Annotated in this window: 23 protein-coding genes; 15 read left to right on the top strand and 8 right to left on the bottom strand. The window is 38.8% G+C overall.

All coding sequences use genetic code 11. The annotated features are described in order from the left end of the window. Positions 1 to 93: 93 nt before the first annotated feature. From CVT07_RS02890 to CVT07_RS02900, 3 genes are read right to left on the bottom strand one after another with little or no spacing between them, the layout of a single operon-like run. A complete protein-coding gene (locus CVT07_RS02890) occupies positions 94 to 636 on the bottom strand; it encodes an SCO family protein (RefSeq protein ID WP_107937318.1) in 543 nt (180 codons plus the stop codon). A 9-nt stretch (positions 637 to 645) separates the two neighbouring features. Beyond that, positions 646 to 1,110, bottom strand: a complete 465-nt coding sequence (locus tag CVT07_RS02895) for a hypothetical protein (protein ID WP_107937316.1) — start codon at positions 1,108 to 1,110, stop codon at positions 646 to 648. Next, positions 1,110 to 1,532: a copper chaperone PCu(A)C gene (locus tag CVT07_RS02900; RefSeq protein ID WP_012001485.1), complete on the bottom strand. Its 423-nt coding sequence runs from the start codon at positions 1,530 to 1,532 to the stop codon at positions 1,110 to 1,112. Before CVT07_RS02900 ends, CVT07_RS02895 begins: the two co-directional genes overlap by 1 nt. Before the next feature lie 136 nt (positions 1,533 to 1,668). On the opposite strand from CVT07_RS02900, the gene CVT07_RS02905 reads away from it, so the two are divergent. From CVT07_RS02905 to CVT07_RS02925, 5 genes are read left to right on the top strand one after another with little or no spacing between them, the layout of a single operon-like run. Further along, positions 1,669 to 2,634, top strand: a complete 966-nt coding sequence (locus tag CVT07_RS02905) for a L,D-transpeptidase family protein (protein WP_107937314.1) — start codon at positions 1,669 to 1,671, stop codon at positions 2,632 to 2,634. A 2-nt stretch (positions 2,635 to 2,636) separates the two neighbouring features. After that, the gene (gene cmeU, locus CVT07_RS02910) at positions 2,637 to 2,876 is read left to right on the top strand and encodes a CmeU family protein (RefSeq protein WP_107937312.1); all 240 of its coding nucleotides are present in this window, start codon (positions 2,637 to 2,639) and stop codon (positions 2,874 to 2,876) included. Further along, complete coding sequence (locus CVT07_RS02915) at positions 2,869 to 3,882, top strand: alanine racemase (RefSeq protein WP_107937310.1); 1,014 nt, start codon at positions 2,869 to 2,871, stop codon at positions 3,880 to 3,882. The genes cmeU and CVT07_RS02915 overlap by 8 nt, the downstream gene beginning before the upstream one ends. A gap of 9 nt (positions 3,883 to 3,891) precedes the next feature. Next, positions 3,892 to 4,323, top strand: coding sequence for a hypothetical protein (locus tag CVT07_RS02920; RefSeq protein ID WP_021088382.1), 432 nt, complete (start codon positions 3,892 to 3,894; stop codon positions 4,321 to 4,323). A 50-nt stretch (positions 4,324 to 4,373) separates the two neighbouring features. After that, positions 4,374 to 4,715, top strand: a complete 342-nt coding sequence (locus CVT07_RS02925; RefSeq protein ID WP_180385146.1) for a hypothetical protein — start codon at positions 4,374 to 4,376, stop codon at positions 4,713 to 4,715. Between the two features lie 820 nt (positions 4,716 to 5,535). Here the strand turns inward: CVT07_RS02925 and htpX are convergent. Genes htpX through ribA form a run of 5 tightly spaced genes read right to left on the bottom strand, consistent with a single transcriptional unit; the run spans position 5,536 to position 8,093 of the window. Beyond that, positions 5,536 to 6,402 carry a zinc metalloprotease HtpX gene (gene htpX, locus CVT07_RS02930; protein WP_107937306.1) on the bottom strand — a complete coding sequence of 289 codons (867 nt, stop codon included), beginning with the start codon at positions 6,400 to 6,402 and terminating at the stop codon, positions 5,536 to 5,538. Positions 6,403 to 6,410: 8 nt separating this feature from the next. Beyond that, positions 6,411 to 6,776: a hypothetical protein gene (locus CVT07_RS02935; RefSeq protein ID WP_107937304.1), complete on the bottom strand. Its 366-nt coding sequence runs from the start codon at positions 6,774 to 6,776 to the stop codon at positions 6,411 to 6,413. Then, on the bottom strand, positions 6,773 to 6,967 hold the full coding sequence (locus CVT07_RS02940; protein ID WP_009294554.1) for a hypothetical protein: 195 nt from the start codon (positions 6,965 to 6,967) through the stop codon (positions 6,773 to 6,775). Before CVT07_RS02940 ends, CVT07_RS02935 begins: the two co-directional genes overlap by 4 nt. Then, positions 6,964 to 7,530, bottom strand: coding sequence for a 16S rRNA (guanine(527)-N(7))-methyltransferase RsmG (gene rsmG / locus CVT07_RS02945; RefSeq protein ID WP_107937302.1), 567 nt, complete (start codon positions 7,528 to 7,530; stop codon positions 6,964 to 6,966). The genes CVT07_RS02940 and rsmG overlap by 4 nt, the downstream gene beginning before the upstream one ends. After that, positions 7,530 to 8,093, bottom strand: coding sequence for a GTP cyclohydrolase II (gene ribA, locus CVT07_RS02950; RefSeq protein WP_012001491.1), 564 nt, complete (start codon positions 8,091 to 8,093; stop codon positions 7,530 to 7,532). The genes rsmG and ribA overlap by 1 nt, the downstream gene beginning before the upstream one ends. Before the next feature lie 68 nt (positions 8,094 to 8,161). Here ribA and hemB point away from each other — a divergent pair, with 68 nt between their 5' ends. From hemB to CVT07_RS03000, 10 genes are all read left to right on the top strand, one after another. Further along, positions 8,162 to 9,133, top strand: a complete 972-nt coding sequence (hemB, locus tag CVT07_RS02955) for a porphobilinogen synthase (protein WP_107937300.1) — start codon at positions 8,162 to 8,164, stop codon at positions 9,131 to 9,133. A gap of 1 nt (position 9,134) precedes the next feature. After that, positions 9,135 to 10,052 carry an ornithine carbamoyltransferase gene (gene argF, locus CVT07_RS02960; protein ID WP_107937298.1) on the top strand — a complete coding sequence of 306 codons (918 nt, stop codon included), beginning with the start codon at positions 9,135 to 9,137 and terminating at the stop codon, positions 10,050 to 10,052. After that, positions 10,049 to 10,540: a DUF2603 domain-containing protein gene (locus CVT07_RS02965; RefSeq protein WP_107937296.1), complete on the top strand. Its 492-nt coding sequence runs from the start codon at positions 10,049 to 10,051 to the stop codon at positions 10,538 to 10,540. Before argF ends, CVT07_RS02965 begins: the two co-directional genes overlap by 4 nt. Continuing rightward, entirely contained in the window at positions 10,533 to 11,894 is a 1,362-nt protein-coding gene (gene hemN, locus CVT07_RS02970; protein ID WP_107847747.1) for an oxygen-independent coproporphyrinogen III oxidase, read from the top strand. Before CVT07_RS02965 ends, hemN begins: the two co-directional genes overlap by 8 nt. Before the next feature lie 112 nt (positions 11,895 to 12,006). Continuing rightward, positions 12,007 to 13,686, top strand: a complete 1,680-nt coding sequence (locus CVT07_RS02975; protein ID WP_103596751.1) for a TolC family outer membrane protein — start codon at positions 12,007 to 12,009, stop codon at positions 13,684 to 13,686. A 20-nt stretch (positions 13,687 to 13,706) separates the two neighbouring features. Then, positions 13,707 to 14,366, top strand: a complete 660-nt coding sequence (locus CVT07_RS02980; RefSeq protein ID WP_012001497.1) for a transglutaminase-like cysteine peptidase — start codon at positions 13,707 to 13,709, stop codon at positions 14,364 to 14,366. Beyond that, the gene (locus tag CVT07_RS02985) at positions 14,363 to 16,312 is read left to right on the top strand and encodes a bifunctional diguanylate cyclase/phosphodiesterase (RefSeq protein ID WP_012001498.1); all 1,950 of its coding nucleotides are present in this window, start codon (positions 14,363 to 14,365) and stop codon (positions 16,310 to 16,312) included. The genes CVT07_RS02980 and CVT07_RS02985 overlap by 4 nt, the downstream gene beginning before the upstream one ends. 3 nt (positions 16,313 to 16,315) lie before the next feature. Further along, entirely contained in the window at positions 16,316 to 18,454 is a 2,139-nt protein-coding gene (locus CVT07_RS02990) for a type I secretion system permease/ATPase (RefSeq protein ID WP_002941147.1), read from the top strand. Between the two features lie 2 nt (positions 18,455 to 18,456). Then, positions 18,457 to 19,923 carry an HlyD family type I secretion periplasmic adaptor subunit gene (locus CVT07_RS02995; RefSeq protein ID WP_021089988.1) on the top strand — a complete coding sequence of 489 codons (1,467 nt, stop codon included), beginning with the start codon at positions 18,457 to 18,459 and terminating at the stop codon, positions 19,921 to 19,923. Continuing rightward, positions 19,923 to 20,420 (top strand): DUF5416 family protein, encoded by a 498-nt coding sequence (locus CVT07_RS03000; RefSeq protein WP_107937294.1) that lies wholly within the window; start codon positions 19,923 to 19,925, stop codon positions 20,418 to 20,420. The genes CVT07_RS02995 and CVT07_RS03000 overlap by 1 nt, the downstream gene beginning before the upstream one ends. The last annotated feature ends 10 nt before the right edge of the window (positions 20,421 to 20,430 follow it).

Below are 20,430 nucleotides of genomic sequence, written 5' to 3' on the forward strand. Positions count from 1 at the left end.
CATTGTCGCAATATCGGCTAGTTTAAAAAGAATTGTATAGCTGTTTAAGAAGTTTTTCTTTAAAAATAAGAAATTTTGATCTAAAAGATAAATTTAAGGTCGCTCTTTTATCAAATTTAAAAGATTTTCTCTGATATTTTCACTAGTTAAATTTGAAATTTCGCTGTAGAAATTCCCCTCCTTATCTAGCAGATAGATAGCGGAGCTGTGAGCGACAGAGTAGCCCATAGCAGAGTTTTTAAGATGTACTTTTTGGTATTTTACGCCGTAGTTTTTAGCGACTTTTGGCAGATCATTCATCTTTAGTCCGTCTGCATCTTTGTAGAAATTTTTTGCCATTAGGGTTAAATTTTCAGGCGTGTCACGCTCAGGATCAAGAGTGATGAAAAGTAGCTCAAAGTCGTCTCTTTTTAGTTTATTTAGCTCATCGCCCACAAGAGAGAGCGTAGTAGGGCAGACATCGGGGCAGTAAAGATAACCAAAATATATCGCTTTATACTTGCCGTTATAATTTTTAAGGCTCACTTCGCCATGCTCTGAAAGCGCCTTAAAATCATACTTGTTTGGCTTTATAAAAAGCATCGCAAGACCAGCACATATTAAGATTATTATTAAGCCCCAAAGTGTCTTTTTCATCATTTGCCCTTACATTTTTAGATCAAGATCTACAAAAAATCCAGTATCCTTTTCGCCATCAAGCAGCTTAAACCTATACCTCATAAGATCGACCACGCAAGCACTTAGCACGACTTGCGCTATTAGATTATCGCCTCTTTGCTCAAGCCTTGCCTTTATAGAACCCATGTTCATGTTTATGCCATCTATTACAAGATTTGGATCTTTTAGCTCTAAATTTTTGCCATTAATGATCTTAAAGCTAAATGGCCTCATCGCAAAGATCGGTCTTGGCGAGATGTCTATCTTTAGCTTAACGCCATTAAATTTCACCTCGCAAGCATCTTTGTTTAGATCGCATTTTAGAGGATCAAGCGATATATTTACATCGGCAAATTCAGGCGGATCCTCTTTGCTGACCATAAATTTATGACCTATCCAAAAAGCGCCTGCTACGATAAATATGAGTGAAAAAAGGATTAGAATTTTTTTCATTATTTAAAGTTTTTAGTTACTCCGATATTATCAAGCTTGATGCTCTCGCCGTTGCTAAATTTTAGCTCCAGATCAACCTTGTCACCATCTTTTATGGGCTTATTTAGATCCATAAGCATGATGTGAAGACCGCCAGGTGCTAGCTTTGTCTCGCCATTTTTTGGGATAACAGCGTCCTCAACCTGAACCATAGCCATCATGCCATTTTCCATCTTGTGAGTGTGAATTTCAGTGCTTTTGCAAACACTTGAATGAACGCCAACTAGCTTTACATCGGCATTCGAAGCATTTTTAATATCCATGAAAATAGCGCTATTGTTTGTGCCAGGCTTTGTGTCTCTTGCTCTGACATGATCTAAGCTGATGTCAGCCGCCATTAGTGTAGAAGCCGCAAGCAATGCACCAAAAACAAGTTTTTTCATATTTTTCCTTTGTGGTAAATTAATAATGGTTTTCAGATTATACATATAAAGAAACTAAAATTCCCTTTAAAATTTAAAAATTGAAATTTTTTAGGTTATAATTACGCACTAAATTTTACTTTTTGGGACACTTCATTTGAAAAAGATACTACTTTTCTTCATCGCGTTAGCGCCTTGTCTTTTTGCCCAAAATTACGAAGAAATTTACTTAAAAAATGGTCCATCTGCTGTCATAGAAGCCATTGAAAAGAACATTTTAAGTAAGGACTACTGGCTAGAAAAGCTCAAAGACAAGGACGTTAGATACGGATATTACGACAACGAGATACTTCTAAGCGTGGTTGATAAGACTGATAAAGAGCTTGAAGTCATCTCTTATAAAGACGGCGTTACAAAAAAACTATTTAGCTCAAGTGTCATCGTTGGCAAAAACGGCGACAAACTGCTTGAGGGCGATCTAAAAACGCCAGTTGGCGTCTATCAGCTCACGCGTAGATTTACGCCAAATGATAGATACTTGGGGCCTCTTGCCTTTTCTCTTTCATATCCAAATTTACTTGATAAACTTGCAAAACGCAATGGCAGCGGCATCTGGATACATGGCTATCCGCTCGATGGTCAAAGGACAGATGAGCTAAAGACAAAAGGCTGCGTGGCTATGCAAAATGACATCTTGATGAAATTTGACGAAGTTATAGACCACAAAAAAACACTCGCATTTATCTACGAGGATAAGCGCCCAGAAGCCGCTGCAAACGACATAGCTGTCATCATCTCTGGAATTCTTAACTGGAAAAAGACTTGGAGCGAGAGTGACATTGATAGCTATTTGAAATTTTATGATAAAGATTTTGAGCGATATGACGGCATGAGCTTAGAAAATTTTAAAAATATGAAACGAGCGATCTTTTCTAAAAAAGAGAAAAAACATATCGCTTTTTCAAATTTTCTCATCACACCTTATCCAAATCTTAAAAACGACAAACTCTTTCGCGTGAGTTTTTATGAGGATTACGCTGCTGATACGCATAAATTTGCAGGTCAAAAGACCCTTTATGTCAAGCTTTATGGCGATGAGATGAAAATTTTTATAGAGGAGTAGAAGTGGAAAAATCTAAAGAAGTAAAAGAGAAGATAGAGAAAATTTTAGAGGCTAGATCTGCATTTTTTGCTGAGCTAGACCGCCAAGTGCCAAAGAAAAATGGCACTGACGTCTTTGACTTTAGCAAGGTCAAAGAGGCTAATCTAAAAGAAATTTACGCTAAATTTTATGCATTTGACTACAACGTAAGAAAGCTCTTGCCCGACGTTTATAAAGCTTATGATGTGAATTTTAATGTCTGAGATACACCTAAACAAAGCAGCTTACATCCACAATCTAACTAAAATTTGTGACAAAGCTGGCGGAAAAGAAAATGTTATCGTCGTGCTAAAAGATAACGCTTATGGGCACGGAGCAAGGCTCATAGCTAGCGAGGCTAAGAAATTTGGCATAAAAAACTGCGCTGTAAAGAGTGAGTGTGAAGCAAATGAGATCGCTGATATCTTTGAAAATATCTTGATCCTCTCGCACATCCCAACAGGCGATGAGAGCGCTAAATTTACCTACGCCATAAACGACATAGACGCACTTTTAAAGATAAAAGAAAACACAAAAATCAACCTCGCCATCGACACTGGCATGCATAGAAATGGGCTTGATATAAGCGAACTTGATTATGCATTTGAAATTTTAGCCAGAAGAAATTTAGAGCTTCTTGGCGCTTATACGCACTTTCGCGCAAGCGATGAGTTAAATGCTGATTATTTCGTGCAAAGAGAAAATTTTAACGCCGCAAAAGCGAAAATTTTAGCTCTTTGCGATGAATTTGGCTTTAAAAAACCGATCTTTCACTCTCACAACTCAGCCGCCCTCGAAAGAGCGAGCGAGATAAAAGATGAGATGGTGCGCGTGGGCATCGCTCAGTATGGATATGCTCAGTTTAATAGCTCTTTAAATTTAAAGTCAGTGCTTTCACTTTGGGCAAAGCGCGTTAGCAGGCGGGTCTTAAAAAGTGGTCAAAGCGTGGGATATGGGGCCAAATTTATAGCAAAAGACGATATAAACGTCGCTACTTATGATCTTGGATATGGCGACGGACTGCTAAGATACAATGGACTTGGCGAGCTAAGGCTTGCAAACGGCGAGATGGTACTTGGTAAAATTTCGATGGATAGTTTTAGCTGTAAAGATAGTGGCGAGTGGGTCTGCGTCTTTGAGGACGCAAATGTCTGGGCTAACTTTTTTGGCACGATAAACTACGACATCTTGGTCAAACTCTCGCCAAATATCACTAGAAAATTTATATAAAGGTAATATGTGAAAAAGATCGTTTTATTAGCTCTTGCAAGCCTTGCTTTTGGTGTGCAAGAGAGTGAGTTTAAAGTCTATGAGCAGATACTAAATCAGCTTGATACAAAGCAGATCCCAGCTTTTGTCGTCCAAACTGCAAAGCCAAATTTACCAAGCAGGGTCGATGAGATGATCACGCTAAAAGATGTAAGCAGCGACGGGCTAAACATACATGGCGAGTTTGTCTTAAACGAGACTAAGACAAAGAAGCTAAAAGGCTACAACAAGGCTCAAATTTCGGCTTTAAAAGATGAGTTTTATCAAAATGGAAAAGAGGCACTTTGCAACTCAGGCATGGCAAGAGCTGCGCTAAATCGCGGCATCACGCTAAGTGGCAGCTACGGCTTTGAGGGCAGACATCTTTTTGATTTGAAGCTGGATAAGAGTAGTTGCGAGTAGCTATTTTTGCGCTGTTTTTTTGCTCGCTAGCTCTAGCTATTACGCCAGATATGGCAGCGAAAAATCACGCAACATACTACAAAAAAAAGCTCCCATTTATCTGCACGCCGACGCTAACTCTTAATGATATCTTAAACGTCGGCGACACGCTCATCTACAGATACGCCGTCAAACACGCAAGAAAGCAAGAGATCAAAAGGCTTGAAGAAAAAGAGCTTTTGGAATTTATCGAGGCTATAAAAAAAGAGAATTTAAGAACAGCCTGCAAGGATAAAGAAATCTTAAATATGCTAAGCATCGGTGTTAGCTTGGATGAAATTTTCTACTCAGAAAACGGCGAACTAATCTTTGAATACACCATAAAAGATGAAGACTGCAAGAAGCTGCAGTGAAATTTGGGGTTAAATTTCAGTTTTTGTCCTGCAAATTTGGTGGAATTCTATTGGACAAAACGCATGCAGTGCGCCAGCACCATTGCATGCCACTTCTAACGTTGTCGGGGTTAGGGGATTGTTAAGGGGGAAGGGAGCTCTTTTACTTCGCAAACTCGTAACTGCAAGCAGACCATAATTCAAGCCTCTTCCCCCTTAACAAAGAAAACAAACATTTAAATTTGATTAGATTGCTTTACAAATTTTAAACTTTCATTCACTCGCAAGAATTGACTACTAAAATTTGGCTTCGCTTGCAGCTTAGCTCAAATTTTAGAGCCGAAATTACTCGTTCATGAAATTTTAAAATTTGCTTGACACTCATCTGATTTAACAAAGTAATTTTGCAAATTTTAAATCTTACTCACTCGCTTTAGCAGACTACTAAAATTAGGCTTCACCATGTTTAGCACTAAATTTAGAGCCGTAATATACTCGTTCATAATTTTAAAATTTGCCTGACTTTCTATTACACAAACCGCATGCAGTGCGAAGCACTGAAGCATGCACTTTGAACGTGCGAGGGGTTTAGGGGATTTAAAAAGGGGGATAAGGGGACGGCTTCGTAACTCGAGTCCCCTTGTCTCCCTTTTGATAAATTTATATCTCAAAGTAAATTTTAAAATTTCATTCACTCGCAAGAATTGACTACTAAAATTTGGCTTCGCTTACAGCTTAGCTCAAATTTTAGAGCGAAATACTCGCCTTAAAATTTGACTACTATATTTAAAATTTAAACCAAAAAACGAAAAATTTAGCCCAAATTTACTAAGGGCTAAATCTACATACCTCTTTTTATCTCTTGCTCAAGCCTTTGAAGCTCGGCGATCCTGTCACTAGTGCTTGGGTGCGTTCTAAAAAGCACGCTAAGCTTGCTAGTTAGCGAGCCAAATGGATTTACGATAAACATATGTGCGCTTTGTTCGCTTGCGTTTTGCATGACGTAAGAATTTGAGTAGTTTTCAAGTTTTGTTAGCGCGCTAGCTAGCCACTCTGGGTGTCCCGTTAGATAGGCTGCGCCTTTGTCCGCCTTATACTCGCGCTCCCTTGAGATCGCCATTTGGATGACCGTGGCAGCTAGAGGCATCACAACGGCGATGATTAGCATAATTACTGGGTTGGCGTTTCGCTGCGAGTTTTGATTTTGACCAGCGAGGGTGCCTATCTTGGCAAAATTTGCGACCATTGCGATAGCCCCAGCTAGTATGGCTGCGACTGAGCCAGTTAGGATGTCGTAGTGCCTTACATGGCTTAGCTCGTGAGCTAGCACGCCCTCGATCTCATTTTCATTTAAAATTTTTAAAAGCCCCTCGGTTACTGCGACGGCTGCGTGGCTTGGGTTGCGGCCTGTGGCAAAGGCATTTGGCACCTCTTCTGGGATGATGTAAATTTTTGGCATCGGCAAATTCGCCTTTTGTGTGAGGCGAGAGACGATCTCGTAAAGGCCGTGGGCGTTGCTCTCATCAACTGGGATGGCGTTATATCTTTTTAGTACGAGCTTGTCGCTGAAAAAGTAAGAAAATAGGTTCATGCCAGCTGCCATCAAAAAGGCGATCATCATGCCTTGCTCGCCGCCCACATAGCCGCCAACAGCGATAAAAACTAGCATTAAAGCAACCATTAAAAAAGCGGTTTTGAAAATTTCCATTTTTGTCCTTATTCTTTTATAGCATTTGGCAGGATCGCTGCGTCGATCTCAAATTTCGCAAGCTCACAAAGGCTTGTTTCACTCTGGATCACAACGGCGATAAGCGCGTCAAATAGGTAGTTTTGCGCGATTTTTGCCAGATCTTTTGCTAGCGTAATATCGGCAATAATAAATTTTGCTCCAGCGGCGTTTGCGATGATAGCTTCGTTGATGTCATTTGCGATGATGCTAAAGTTTGCTCCAACCTCTAACGCTCTTTTTATCAAATTTCTATCAAATTTAAAGAGATTTTGCCTATCGCTTGAAATTTCATCTTCGCTTTTACAAAGAAATAGCGGTTCAAATTTTATCAGCTCATCACCCAAAATTTTCATCTCTCACCCTTTATGCACTCTTTGCAGATGTATTTTCCGTCCCTTAGCACCATTTGATCGATGTCGCTAAAGACACCGCATTTGCTGCACTCTTCGAAGTTGCTGGTGCTTATCTTGTCGCTTTTTTTTCTATTTTTAAAAAATATGATGTAAATCGCAACCAAAATCGCTACAAAAAGCAAGTATTTCAACGTATCTCCCCTTGATTTTTGAGATTAAAAAATATGTAGTTTCTGTTTTTTTCATTATAAATTTGCGCATCTATGCCTGAAATTTCATCCATGACGCTAGAGCCCTTGTAGATGAGAAACTTAGTGCTCTCATCATAAAATCCCTTGCAAATTTTTATAAGCTCTTTTGTCTTGCTAAGCGCCCTTGAAGTGATGAGATCAGCTGTAAATTTATCTGCAAGCTCGATCTTTTGGCTATGAACTTCTAAATTTTGCAAGCCAAGCTCGATCTTAGCGTAGCTTAGAAATGATGACTTTTTAGCTATCGGCTCAAAAAGGTACCACTTAGTGCGCGGCATCGCAAGCGCTAAAAATATCGCTGGAAAGCCAGCTCCACTACCAACATCGATCGCCGTTTTGGCACTTAGGTCAAAAATTTCAAGCGGCTTTATGCTATCAAGCACCTGCTCGCTTATATCTTTATAGTTGCTTAAGCTATGAACTTTGTTAAATTTAGCAAAAATTTGAGCGTAAGCCTTTACTTTTTCATCAAAATAAGCTGGCAAGCAGAGCTCATTTTTCATCACAAGATGTGTCCCATTTGCTCTTTTTTGACCTTTAAGTAGCCTTCGTTAAATTTATTTGGTTTTATGACGATAGGCACGCGCTTTACGATCTTTACTGAACTTAGTCCGTGAAGTTTTAAAGGGTTATTTGTGAGTAAATTTACCTCTTTTATGCCGTAGTGATTTAGGATAAAATCAACCACTTCATACGTCCTCTCATCGGCTTTAAAACCTAGCTGGTGATTGGCTTCTATCGTATCAAAGCCCTTGTCTTGCAGACTGTAAGCGTTTATCTTATTTAAAAGCCCGATATTTCTGCCCTCTTGACGCAGGTAGATGACCATGCCGCCATTTTCTTCGATATATTTTAGACTCGCTTCAAGCTGATCGCGACAGTCGCACTTTAGGCTTCCGATCGCATCGCCAGTTAGGCACTCAGAGTGAATTCTAAGATTTACGACTTCGCTCAAAGGCTCTTTGTAGATCACGAGGTGCTCTTTTGCCCCTTCTTTGAATGCTTGAACCTTATAAGTGCCAAATCTTGAGGGTAGATTTGCGGCGTTTGAAATTTCTATTTTCATTTTAAATTTACTCCAACTGTGCTAAACTAGCTAAAAATCACGCATTTTAACAAAGAAAAGGCAAAAATATGTTTAAACGTTTTAGAAGATTAAGAATAAATCCAGCTTTAAGAGAGATGGTAAGAGAGACTAGCCTTAGCGTAAATGACTTCATCTATCCGCTCTTTGTAGTCGAGGGCAGGGGCATTAAAAATGAAATTTCTTCGATGCCAGGCGTTTATCAAATGAGTATCGATGAAATTTTAAAAGAGTGCGAAGAGATAGTAAATTTAGGCATAAAATCGATCATTTTATTTGGCATACCAAGCCTAAAAGATAGCGTTGGCAGCGACGCACTAAGTAATGACGGCATCATCGCAACTGCGCTTAGAGCCATAAAAGATAAATTTCCAAATTTAGTAGTCGTCACCGATCTTTGCTTTTGCGAATATACAGACCACGGCCACTGCGGCATAATCGATCATGTGCATAACACGATCGACAATGATGCAACGCTTGAAATTTCAGCTAAGCAAGCCTTGATACACGCTCAAAATGGCGCCGACATGATCGCACCAAGTGGCATGATGGATGGCATCATCGCAACGCTAAGAGAGGCGCTTGATAGTAATGGCTATGAAAATTTACCAGTGATGGCATACTCGACTAAATTTGCCTCAGCCTACTACGGACCATTTCGTGATGTGGCGCAAAGTGCACCAAGCTTTGGCGATAGAAAGAGCTACCAAATGGACAGCGCAAACCGCCTTGAAGCTATAAATGAGAGCTTACAAGACGAGGCACAAGGCGCTGATATCTTGATGGTAAAGCCAGCGCTTGCCTATCTTGACGTCGTTAGAGAGCTTAGAAACTTAACACTTTTGCCGATCTGTGTCTATAACGTAAGCGGCGAGTACGCACTGCTAAAAGCTGGCGCAAAAGCTGGTATCATCGACTATGAGCGCGTTATGATGGAGACCTTGATCGGCTTTAAAAGAGCAGGGGCAAATTTGATCATTACCTATCACGCAAAAGAAGCGGCTAAAATTTTAAGGGGCTAAGATGAGGCACTTTTTGACGCTAAATGACTTTAGCAAAGATGAAATCGAGCAGATGATAAATTTAGCTCGCAAGATCAAAAAAGAGGCGAAAGCTAGAGAATTTAAGCCATATCTTAAAGATCAAAAGCTTGCGATGATATTTGAAAAAAGCTCGACTAGAACGAGAGTAAGCTTTGATGTTGGCATGCATGAGCTTGGTGGATATGCGCTATTTTTAAGCAAAAATGATATACAAATAGGACGTGGCGAGCCTATACGTGACACCGCTAGAGTGATAAGCAGGATGTGCGACATGGCGATGCTAAGGGTTGATAAGCACGAGACGCTAGAAGAATTTGCTAAATTTTCAAGCGTGCCAGTGATAAACGGCCTAAGCGATAAATTTCACCCAGTGCAGCTCATGGCAGACTATCTAACCATGCTAGAATTTAGCGCAGGCGAGAAGGTCGCATACGTAGGAGACGGCAACAATATGACCCACTCGTGGCTCATGCTAGCAAGCAAGCTAGGACTTGAGCTAAGAGTGGCTACGCCAAAAGGCTATGAGGCGGAGGCTGAAATTTTAAAAATGGCCAATGAAAACGCAAAAATTTCAGGGGCTAAAATTTTTATCACAAATGATATAAAAGAAGCGGTAAATGGTGCCGATGTAGTTACTACGGACACTTGGGTATCGATGGGGCAAGAGGCCGAGAAAGAAAAGAGGCTAAAAGACTTTGCTGGATACTGCGTGGATGAAAATTTGATGAGTTTAGCTAAAAAAGACGCGATATTTTTGCACTGCTTGCCAGCTTACAGAGGCTACGAGGTGAGCGAGGCGGTCTTTGAGAGGCACGCGGATGAAATTTTTAGCGAGGCGGAAAATAGACTTCATGCTCAAAAAGGCGTGATGGTCTGGTTAGATGAGATAAGAAGATGAGTGAAGAGAAAAATATAAATATATATGATGAGATAGATGAGATCGGTAATAACCTTGGGCTAAGCGAGCCTGAAAAAACGGTCTTTGAGATAGTTTCAACGAAAAATCCAAACGAGCATATCTTAAATTTAAAAAGTGGCTCATGGGACTCGAAAGAGCCGTGGTTTGGCATTGATGAAAATCAAAATTTACACACGGTCATTTCAGTACAATCGCTCTCAGCTTTGATAGAGGCTTTAAAAGAGACGCAAAAAGAGAATTTTGACCTGAGGCTTGAAAAGACGATCTGGCAAAATATCCCAGTTGATTTTAGCGATGTTTGGGTGGTTGCGATGGATGAGATCAAGAAGATCGCTCACGATAAAAAGAGCAGGCAGTTTAACATAGATCTTGAAAAATTAGTAAAAAATATAAAAAAAGAGCATCCAAATTTATTTGTAGATATCAAAGAGATGATCCAAATGGCAAGGAGCAGGGCAGATGATTGATTTTAGTGCGTATGTGAAGTATTCAAGGCCAGGGCCAAGATATACGAGCTATCCGACAGCACCGGAGTTTAGTGATAAATTTAGCTATGAGGCTTATATAAAAGAGCTTGAAAACCGCGATAAAAAAAGGCCGCTTTCGCTTTATTTACACTTGCCATTTTGCAGGAGTGCTTGCTATTTTTGTGGCTGTAACGTCATCTACACGAGCAAAGAGGACCGCAAAGAGAGATATATAAGATATATAGAAAAAGAGCTTGAAATTTTAGCTCGCCACCTAGATACTAGCACTGAGGTCTTGCAGATGCATTTTGGTGGTGGTACTCCGACATTTTATAATGCTGAACAACTTGATGAGATCATCAAACTTATCAAGGCTAAATTTAAAAATTTCTCAAAAGAGGCTGAGATAAGCTGCGAGATAGACCCTAGATTTTTGACAAATGAGCAGCTTGATGTGCTCATATCTCACGGCTTTAACCGCATAAGCTACGGCGTGCAAGACTTTGATGAGAAGGTTCAAAAAGAAATTCATAGAATTCAGCCATACGAGATCACTCAAAATGCCGTAAAAATGGCTAGAGAAAAGGGCATAAAATCAATCAATATGGACCTGATCTACGGCCTGCCGTATCAAAGTCTGGAGAGCTTTAAAAAGACGCTTGAGCTTGCTCTTACGCTTGATCCTGATAGGCTTGCAGTATTTAACTATGCTCACGTGCCATGGATCAAAAAGTCGATGCGTAAATTTGATGAGACAACCCTGCCAAATCCAGAAGTAAAGCTTGAAATTTTAAAATTTACAGCTGAGTTTTTAACCAAAAATGGCTACAAAATGATAGGAATGGATCACTTTGCAAAGCCAAATGATGAGCTTTTTGGCGCTTTGGCAAATGGCACTTTGCATAGAAATTTCCAAGGCTATACGACAAAAGGTGGCGCTGATCTTATCGGCATAGGCATCACAAGTATAGGTGAGTGTAAAAGACACTACGCGCAAAATCATAAAGATATGGACGAGTATGAAAAGGCGATCGATAGTGGAAAGTTGCCATACGCAAAAGGAATTTATCTAAGCGATGAAGACTTGCTTAGAAAAAGTGTGATTATGAGTTTGATGAGTAATTTTGGGCTTAATATCAAGGCAGTCGAGGATGAATTTCATATAAATTTCTTTGAACATTTCAAAAATGAGCTTGAAGAGCTAAAGAATTTAAGTGAATTTGTCGATGTTACGACAGATAAAATCAGTGTAAATGAGACAGGAACGCTGATAATACGAAATATTGCAATGTGTTTTGATGAGTATCTTAAGAAAATTCCTGAAAATTTAAGGCGATTTTCTAAGACAATATAAAAATTATTTTTTTGTCATAAGGTATTTAAAATACGTTTAATATTTCTTGGTGTATAATTCGCACTAAAAGTCGAGCCAAAGCTTGACAATAAAAAGGTAAAAGGATCTAGTTATGAAAAAGATGTTAGCAATTAGTGCTTTGGCCGCAGCAACGTTGCTGTCTGCTCAAGATGTCCCTTATAGGATTTTTCTAGCTTCATTCGCTCAAGATGATAGCGCTGCTAGAATCGATAGTGCTGTTAGCAAAGTAAACAGCAAAATATCAGATAGCAGACTAACTACTGGCGTTTATGAAGTTGGTGGAAGAAAGTTTTTATATGTTGATACAACTCCAGTTTCTGAAAATGAAGCTAATGAGTTGTTAGCTAAAGTTCAAAACGAGTCAGGCTATAAAGATGCTTTAATGAGAGCTAAGTCACCTGTAACAAATGCCCAGTCAGCTAAAAAATCTAATATAGAGCAAACTATATCTGCTGAGCCTAAAGCAGCAGCTACAGCACAAGCTGATGATAGCGTATTGACTTTGGATCAAGTTGTAAAAACTATTTTAAATGAAAACCCAAGTTTAAAAGCTACAGAATTTAACTACTTACAAGTTGGCAAAGATCTAAAAATAGCTAAAAATGCTTACTATCCAACACTCGATGCGGCTGCTAGAGTAGGATATGAGAGAAAGCGTCTTGATGACGGTCTTACAACAAGAAGAGGCGATGGCAGAGTATCTGGCGCATCTTTAACTTTAGTTGAAAACCTTTACAATGGTGGTGCTGATAAAAACAGAATCAACTCTCAAAGCGCAAGACTTGATTCAGCTGCTTACACAGTAGCTCAAGCTGCAGATAGACTAACACTAAGCGCTGCAAATGCTTATCTACAAGTTCTTCAAACAAAGAGAATTCTTGACATTGAAGAAGAAAACGTAAAAAGCCATGAAGAAATTTATAGCCAAATCAAAGATAGAGCAAGATCAGGTTATGGTGTAGCTTCTGAAGAGAGACAAGCTGGATCACGCTATACTTTGGCTCAATCAAACTATATAGCTGCAAAAAATAACTATGAAGACGCACTTTCTACATTTGAAAAACTATATGGAAGAAAAGTTGCTGCTAAAAACCTAGTAATGCCTGAATTTAACCTGCCATTACCAAGCACTAAAGAGGCTGTTTATGATAAAGCTGTTCTTTGTAACCCAACACTTCTAGTTCAAAGATCAAACATCGCTATGGCAGAGTCTGTTGTAAAAGAGAAAAATGCACCATTCTTACCAAAACTAGATCTTGTTGTGTCAGGTGCTTATGATCACTCAAATGTTTTATATGATGATTATGAAGAGCAAACATTTGACGCTCTTTTAAGATTAAACTATAACCTTTACAATAAAGGTAATGATAAGCTTGATAAAGAGAAGAGCCAACTTGCTGTTCAACAAGAGCAACAAACTATGGATAACCTTGTAAGAGAGCTTAAAGAGTCTTTAGAATTCTCATGGCAAAACTATGTTCTTAACCAAGAAAAAATGGGATATCTAAATCAACACGTTGAATATGCAAAGGCAACTCTTGATGCATACCAAGATGAGTTTAGAATCGGTCGCCGCGACCTTATCAACCTACTTGATGCAGAAAACGAGTACAACACAGCTTTAAAAGAGATCGCTACAACAGAGACTGCACTATCTTATGCAAAATATAGATTGCTAGATAACATGGGTATGGTTTCAGATAGTTTTGAACCAGGCTTTGCTAAGAGATATATTCAAGGCGCTTGCAGTATTCAAAACGACTTAAGATAAAAATTTAAAAAGTGATGACCATGAGGGTCAAAGCAAAATTTTGGACGCTTACTTTAAGCGTCCTTTTTTCGTTATTAGCATTAAATGCTGTCGGGGATTTTATAAAACAAACAACGATAGCAAAGGTGGCTAAAATTTATGGAGAAGATGCAAGAAGAAGGGCATCGGCATTAAATTCTTTAATGACTTCATTGCAAGATGCAACCGAACAAGAGAAATTAATAAAAGTAAATGATTTTTTTAACTCTTTTAGGTGGGTTGATGATATGCAACTTTGGCATAAAAAAGATTACTGGGCTACCAGAATGGAATTTGTAGGAAAAGGCGCTGGTGACTGCGAAGACTACGTTATCGCAAAATATTTCACACTAAAGCAACTTGGAATTCCAACTCAAAAATTATACTTCACATACGTTAAAGCCTTAAGATACAACCAAGCACATATGGTTTTGGCATATTATGATACACCAAAGTCTATTCCATTAATTTTAGACAACATAAATGGTAAAATAAAAATCGCAACTCAAAGAACAGACCTTGTGCCAGTTTATAGTTTCAACGGTGATTCGCTATACTTGGCAAAACAAGAAGGTCTTGGTCAGGCAATACCAGGTGGAAATAAAAAACAAAATCCTAAGTGGATGGAATTAATAGATAGGATAGGAAAAGAGGATTTATGACGCTATTTAAACAGATTATGATCGCTGTGATAGCTTTTGGCATCGTGATTTTTATGGCTGTTGGCTACTTAAATTTTAAGAGCCTAAATGGATACATCAACGACCAGCTCGGTGAAAACGCAAGGCACACAGCAAACTCACTTGGACTTGCTTTAAAGCCGATTGTTGATCCTGAGGATATGTCTTTGGCACAAACGATGATAAATTCTATGTTTGATAGCGGCAGATACAAGCTCATTAAACTTGAAGACGTCGATGGTAAGGTGCTCATAGAAAATTCTCAACAAACTATCGTTAAAGATATCCCTGAGTGGTTTTATAAGATCGCTAAATTTGAAGCTCCTGTTGCAACTAGCGAGATCATGACTGGCTGGGCAAAATTTGGCACTTTATATGTTCAAGGCAGCACAGCACTTGCCTACAATGAGCTTTACTCAAACTCAAAAAATATTTTTAACTTTCTAGCTTTAATGATCATCATCGCTCTTGTCGTGGCATTTTTTGCTCTTAAGGCGATATTTAGACCACTTGTTAAGGTTCAGGATCAAGCTGAAGCGATACTTGATAATAAATTTATCATCCAAAAGAGAATTCCATTCACAACAGACCTTAAAAAGATGGTGCTTGCCATGAACTCGATGGTTAGCAAGGTTCAAGACATATTTGAAAGAGAGGCCGCAACACTTAGCAAGTATCAAGAGCTTTTATATAAAGACTCTATGAGCGGCACTTACAATAGAAGATTTTTTCAAACTAAATTTAGTGAGTATCTAGCAAGTGAAGAGTATTCAAGCGGTGTTGCATCACTTGTTAGCTTTAAAGATCTAGCTGGGCTAAAAGGCGTTCTTGGCTTTGAAAAATGGCAAAGTGTCATCATAAAAATAGCCCAAATTTTACAAGAAAAATCTACCGAAAATGACCAAAATGCGATCGTTGCAAGGCTAAACGACAACGACTTTATCTTGCTTTCTTACGGTAAAAACTCATCAAATTTCTCAGCTTTAGACGATAAGATCATGGCTGAGTTTAAAAAACTCTATGCAAATTTCTCTATAAATGATAGTGAATGCCCAGTCAATGCTGCTATTGTTGAGTACTCGCCAAGCACTGATATGAGGACACTACTTACGTCTGCTGACGTCACTTTGGCTAGTGCAAGACTGGCTGGCTGCTTTACTTGCAAGGAATTTAATGCAAATCAAAACACCTTAGTCATCGGCAAAGAGAAATACAAAGAGCTTATCTTTGACTCTATAAAAGAGGATAAATTTAAATTTGCAGCTCAAAAAGTAGTTGGTTTTGACTCAAACTTTGAGCAGTACGAACTCTATCTAAGGCTAGTTGATAGCGAGGGCAAATGGCGTATGGCATCATACTTTATGCCAATGGTAAATGAGTTAAATTTAGGTGCGATGCTCGATCTTCATATCCTAAATAGAATCGCTAGAATTTTGCCTGAAAATATCTTGCCTCAAGGAAGCTTGGCGATAAATTTGGGTAAAGAGATATTAAGCTCGGATGAGAATTTCTCAAAACTTGAAGCTACGCTTAAGAAAATCGCTCAAATTTCAAAATCTAAAAACTATATAGAAATTCCAAACAAAGACGATATTAGTATCGAAAGTATAGTTAGACTTACTAAAAAATTAAAAGAACTCGGCTTTGGTTTTGGATTTGACCACTTTGATCTTAATGCAAAAGGCATTGAGAAGCTAAAAGAATTTAATCCAGACTATGTAAAGATCCAGTCAAGCGTCTTAATTGACTTTTTAAGTGATAAATCAGGAGCAAATACAAAACAATCACTAGATGTTGTTTTAAGCTCAAAAGATATCATTTTGATTGCGATCGGTGTTGAGAGCGAAGAGCAAAAGAGTAAGCTAATTGAGCTTGGCATTAAAAATATGCAAGGAATTTACATAGATGAAATCAAAAATATTGGATGATAGATGCATAGCGATAAGATAAAAGACGAACTGCTTCAATGTTTGGTGATCTTTACCAAGCTTCATAACAACCCATATAGTGCCGATGCTTTGACTATCGGTCTGCCTGTAAAAGATGGCGAAGAGATCGAGCTTTTTTCACTAAAGAGCTCGAAGTCTTTATTTTCTCGTGCAGCTTCACGTGCTGGCTTTGCATCGACTCTTGTCAGAAAAGACCTTGATCAAATTTCGCCTTTAGTTTTGCCTTGTATCTTGATGCTTAGAGGCAAAAAAGCGTGCATCTTGCAATCTTTCAGCGAAGACAAAAAGATGGCAAACATCATAACGCCTGATCTTTCAACTGGCACTAGCACGATAGAAACAAGCAAGCTAAAAGATGAGTATTTAGGCTATGCTTACTACCTAAAACGTGAATTTGTCCCAGAAGATACAAGCTCGACAAAGCTTATTGATGCTGGTAATGATCACTGGTTTTGGGGCACTTTAAAGCGCTCTAAGAAAATTTACTTTGACGTCGTGATAGCAAGCTTTATCATAAACTTATTTGTCCTTGCAAGCCCGCTCTTTACGATGAACGTCTATGACCGCGTTGTGCCAAATAATGCAGTTGAGACACTTTGGGTTCTAGCGCTTGGCGTGAGCGTCGTTTATGGCATCGATCTATTTTTAAAATTTGTTCGTTCATATTTTCTTGAGATCGCAGGCAAGAAGAGCGATATCATTATGAGCTCTATCTTGTTTGAGCGCGTAATGGATATGAAATTTAGCAATAAGCCAAAGTCAGTTGGTTCATTTGCTAGCAACTTGAAAGAATTTGACACAGTTAGAAATTTCTTCTCATCTGCGTCGCTTGCTGCCATAGTGGATCTACCATTTGCGTTAATCTTCTTGATAGTTACTTATTTTATAGGAAGCTACCTTGTGCTTGTGCCTATCGTTATCATGATAGCTATTTTGTGCTACACATTTTTTATAAAAGATCCGCTTCAAAACGCTATCAAGAGCACATTTGAGGCTTCAGCTATGAAAAATGGAATTTTGATAGAGAGCCTTAGCAGCTTAGAGACCATTAAAACTCTTGGTGCTAGCGGTCACGTGCAGTGGAACTGGGAAGAGGCGACTGGCGAGATAGCAAACAGAAGCATCAAATCAAAAATAATCACTACTTCAATCACGACCGTGACTTCATTTTTGGTTCAGTTAAACACTATCGCTATCATCGTTCTTGGCGTTTATATGATACAAGATACGCACCTTACAATGGGTGGTTTGATCGCTGCTGTTATGCTTAGCTCTCGTGCGATCGCCCCTATGGGTCAAGTAGCCTCACTAGCTGCAAATTTCGAGCAGACAAAGACAGCTTATCAAAGCCTTAGTAAGATCATGCAGATGCCAGTTGAAAGGCCTGAGGGCAAGAAATTTGTTAGAAGAAATTCTTTTGAGGGAAAGATAGAGTTTAAAAACGTTAGTTTTACATATCCAGACACTACAAAAGGCTCACTTGATAGGATAAATTTTGTCATTCAGCCGGGTGAGAAAGTAGGCATCATCGGTAGAAATGGCTCTGGTAAGACAACCTTACAAAAGATAATCCTAGGCCTTTATGCACCGACCGAAGGCTCGGTACTAATCGATGGTATAGATATCAACCAGATAGACCCAGCTGACCTTAGAAGAAATATCGGCTACGTGCCACAAGATGTTGTGCTATTTAAAGGAACGGTTAGAGAAAATATTGTTCAAAAAGCTCCTTATGTCGATGATATGCAGATCATTAAAGCTGCTAAGGTAAGTGGCGTAGATGAATATGTCAATGCTCATCCACTTGGTTTTGATATGCCAGTATTTGAAAGAGGTGATGGCATTAGCGGCGGTCAGCGTCAAAGTATAGCTGTGGCTAGGGCATTTTTGCTTGATAGTCCTATCATCTTGCTTGACGAGCCTACAAATTCACTAGACAATACAGTTGAGAGCAAGCTAAAAGCAAATTTAAAGGTAAATACCGTAAATAAAACTATGATTTTAGTAACTCACAGAACATCGATGCTCGATCTTGTTGATAGGCTCATAGTGATGGATAACGGCAAAATTTTACTAGATGGTCCAAGAGACGAAGTTTTAGCTAGACTTAGTGGGAAGTGATTATGCAAGAAGATATAAAAAATCAACAAAATGAAAATTTAAAGCCAGACGAAAAGCCAGTCCAAAAAAGTGACATAAAAGAGCAAGAGAGCGCTGGAGATCAAATTTTAAATAGCGTAGATGGCATCAAGTCAAACATCCAAGCAAAAAACTACGATGCTTATGACTTGAAATTTATGTCAAGCCTCTCAGAAGCAGTTTTGGCAAAAGCTCCATCAACCTCAAAAAAGATACTTTATGCAGTTAGCATAACTGTATTTTGGCTACTTCTTTGGGCTTCGTGGGCACAGATAGATGAGATAACAAGAGGTAGCGGCAAGATCATCCCATCAGGTAAAAACCAAGCAATACAAAACCTTGAGGGTGGTATCGTGGATCAAATTTTTGTAAAAGAGGGCGATGAGGTTAAAAAAGATCAAATTTTAATCAGACTTGATAATAAAAACTTTACAAGTAGCTACGGCGAGTCAAAACTAAGACTTGATGAGCTTCAGGCTAAATTTATGAGGCTTGATGCTGAAGCAAATGATAAAGAATTTGACTACAACGAAACAAGAGATGCGAACAATAGCAAGGCCGTAAGATACGAGATAAGCTTGCATAACTCAAACATCGATCACTTAAATGAACAAATAGGAATTCTAACAGAGCAGATCCATCAGCGCCAAAGTGAGCTAAATGAGCTTAGAAATAAAATTTCTCAAACTCAAAATAGCTACAACCTTGTTTTAAAAGAAAAAGCGATCATGGAGCCTATCTTTAAAAAAGGTCTTGTTAGTGAGGTCGAGTATATCCAGCTTCAAAGACGCGTAAATGACCTAAAGGGCGAGCTTGATGCCTCTGTGCTTGCTGTGCCAAGGGTCGAATCAACCATAAAAGAGGCAAAAAACAAGATAGAAGAGGCAAAGCTGGCATTTAAAAACAATGCAAAAAAAGAGCTAAACGAAGTCTCTGCTGAGATCGCAAGGATAAACGAGTCGCAAATCAGCCTAAGCGACAGGGTTGAAAGAACTTATGTAAGATCTCCGGTAAATGGTATCGTTAGTAAGATGATGGTGCATACCGTCTCTGGCGTTATCAAGCCTGGTGAAAACATAGCTGAGATCGTCCCACTAGAAGATAAGCTCATCGCTGAGGTAAAGGTTAAGCCAGCTGACGTTGCGTTCTTAAGACCGGGGCTTGATACGATGGTTAAATTTACGGCGTATGATTTTAGTATTTATGGCGGCTTAAAAGGCAAAGTAACGCAGATCAGTGCCGATACCGAGACAAATGAAAAAACAGGCGAGAGCTACTATTTAGTCAGGATAGAAACTGAGAAAAACTATCTTGGTAGCGAAGAGAAGCCACTTAGGATAAAGGTTGGTATGATAGTTTCAGCTGATATCATTACTGGTAAAAAGACGATACTTGACTATCTGCTAAAACCTATCTTGAAAGCAAAGCAAAACGCTTTAACGGAGCGATAATGCAAAAGTCAGCTAGCTTTGAGCAAAATTTTAGCGAATATCAAATTTCAAGAGCAAAGCTGGCTGAGGAATTTGTCATTGTAAATGATGGCAAAATATGCGATCTAATCGGAAGAGGGGTCGTCAAATTTCACTTTAAAGACTGTGAAAAAAGTTTTGATGAGATGATAAATTTAAAAAGTGAAAATTGCATAAATTTATCTGGTGTAGAGATTAAAGATGAGCTTATAAAGAGCATCAAAATATCAATTAGTGGCTACGATGAAAGTAGCGATAGCTTGGACTTTGATCTAAATTTACTATCTCTTAGTGTGCCATATAGATACGCCATATCAAATGGTTGTTTTGAGATGAGTATCTTTTTAAAAGAGAGCAAAGGAGTGGTTGAGAAATTTTTATCCACTTTTAGTTATAAATTTGAGGCAAATAGTGGCAAGGAGCGTTACTTGATCGTTTTCGTAAATGAGTCAAAAATTTACGAGCAAACCTATATGTGATATAAGGAAA

Origin of the sequence: Campylobacter concisus (assembly GCF_003048875.2) — a bacterium.
Taxonomy (GTDB): Bacteria; Campylobacterota; Campylobacteria; order Campylobacterales; family Campylobacteraceae; genus Campylobacter_A; species Campylobacter_A concisus_AU.

Coding starts and splice junctions, on each gene's coding strand:
- CVT07_RS02890 (WP_107937318.1), bottom strand. CDS start 636: ATGAAAAAGACACTTTGGGGCTTAATAATAATCTTAATATGTGCTGGT.
- CVT07_RS02895 (WP_107937316.1), bottom strand. CDS start 1,110: ATGAAAAAAATTCTAATCCTTTTTTCACTCATATTTATCGTAGCAGGC.
- CVT07_RS02900 (WP_012001485.1), bottom strand. CDS start 1,532: ATGAAAAAACTTGTTTTTGGTGCATTGCTTGCGGCTTCTACACTAATG.
- CVT07_RS02915 (WP_107937310.1), top strand. CDS start 2,869: ATGTCTGAGATACACCTAAACAAAGCAGCTTACATCCACAATCTAACT.
- CVT07_RS02925 (WP_180385146.1), top strand. CDS start 4,374: ATGGCAGCGAAAAATCACGCAACATACTACAAAAAAAAGCTCCCATTT.
- htpX (WP_107937306.1), bottom strand. CDS start 6,402: ATGGAAATTTTCAAAACCGCTTTTTTAATGGTTGCTTTAATGCTAGTT.
- CVT07_RS02935 (WP_107937304.1), bottom strand. CDS start 6,776: ATGAAAATTTTGGGTGATGAGCTGATAAAATTTGAACCGCTATTTCTT.
- rsmG (WP_107937302.1), bottom strand. CDS start 7,530: ATGAAAAATGAGCTCTGCTTGCCAGCTTATTTTGATGAAAAAGTAAAG.
- ribA (WP_012001491.1), bottom strand. CDS start 8,093: ATGAAAATAGAAATTTCAAACGCCGCAAATCTACCCTCAAGATTTGGC.
- hemB (WP_107937300.1), top strand. CDS start 8,162: ATGTTTAAACGTTTTAGAAGATTAAGAATAAATCCAGCTTTAAGAGAG.
- argF (WP_107937298.1), top strand. CDS start 9,135: ATGAGGCACTTTTTGACGCTAAATGACTTTAGCAAAGATGAAATCGAG.
- CVT07_RS02965 (WP_107937296.1), top strand. CDS start 10,049: ATGAGTGAAGAGAAAAATATAAATATATATGATGAGATAGATGAGATC.
- hemN (WP_107847747.1), top strand. CDS start 10,533: ATGATTGATTTTAGTGCGTATGTGAAGTATTCAAGGCCAGGGCCAAGA.
- CVT07_RS02975 (WP_103596751.1), top strand. CDS start 12,007: ATGAAAAAGATGTTAGCAATTAGTGCTTTGGCCGCAGCAACGTTGCTG.
- CVT07_RS02980 (WP_012001497.1), top strand. CDS start 13,707: ATGAGGGTCAAAGCAAAATTTTGGACGCTTACTTTAAGCGTCCTTTTT.
- CVT07_RS02985 (WP_012001498.1), top strand. CDS start 14,363: ATGACGCTATTTAAACAGATTATGATCGCTGTGATAGCTTTTGGCATC.
- CVT07_RS02990 (WP_002941147.1), top strand. CDS start 16,316: ATGCATAGCGATAAGATAAAAGACGAACTGCTTCAATGTTTGGTGATC.
- CVT07_RS02995 (WP_021089988.1), top strand. CDS start 18,457: ATGCAAGAAGATATAAAAAATCAACAAAATGAAAATTTAAAGCCAGAC.
- CVT07_RS03000 (WP_107937294.1), top strand. CDS start 19,923: ATGCAAAAGTCAGCTAGCTTTGAGCAAAATTTTAGCGAATATCAAATT.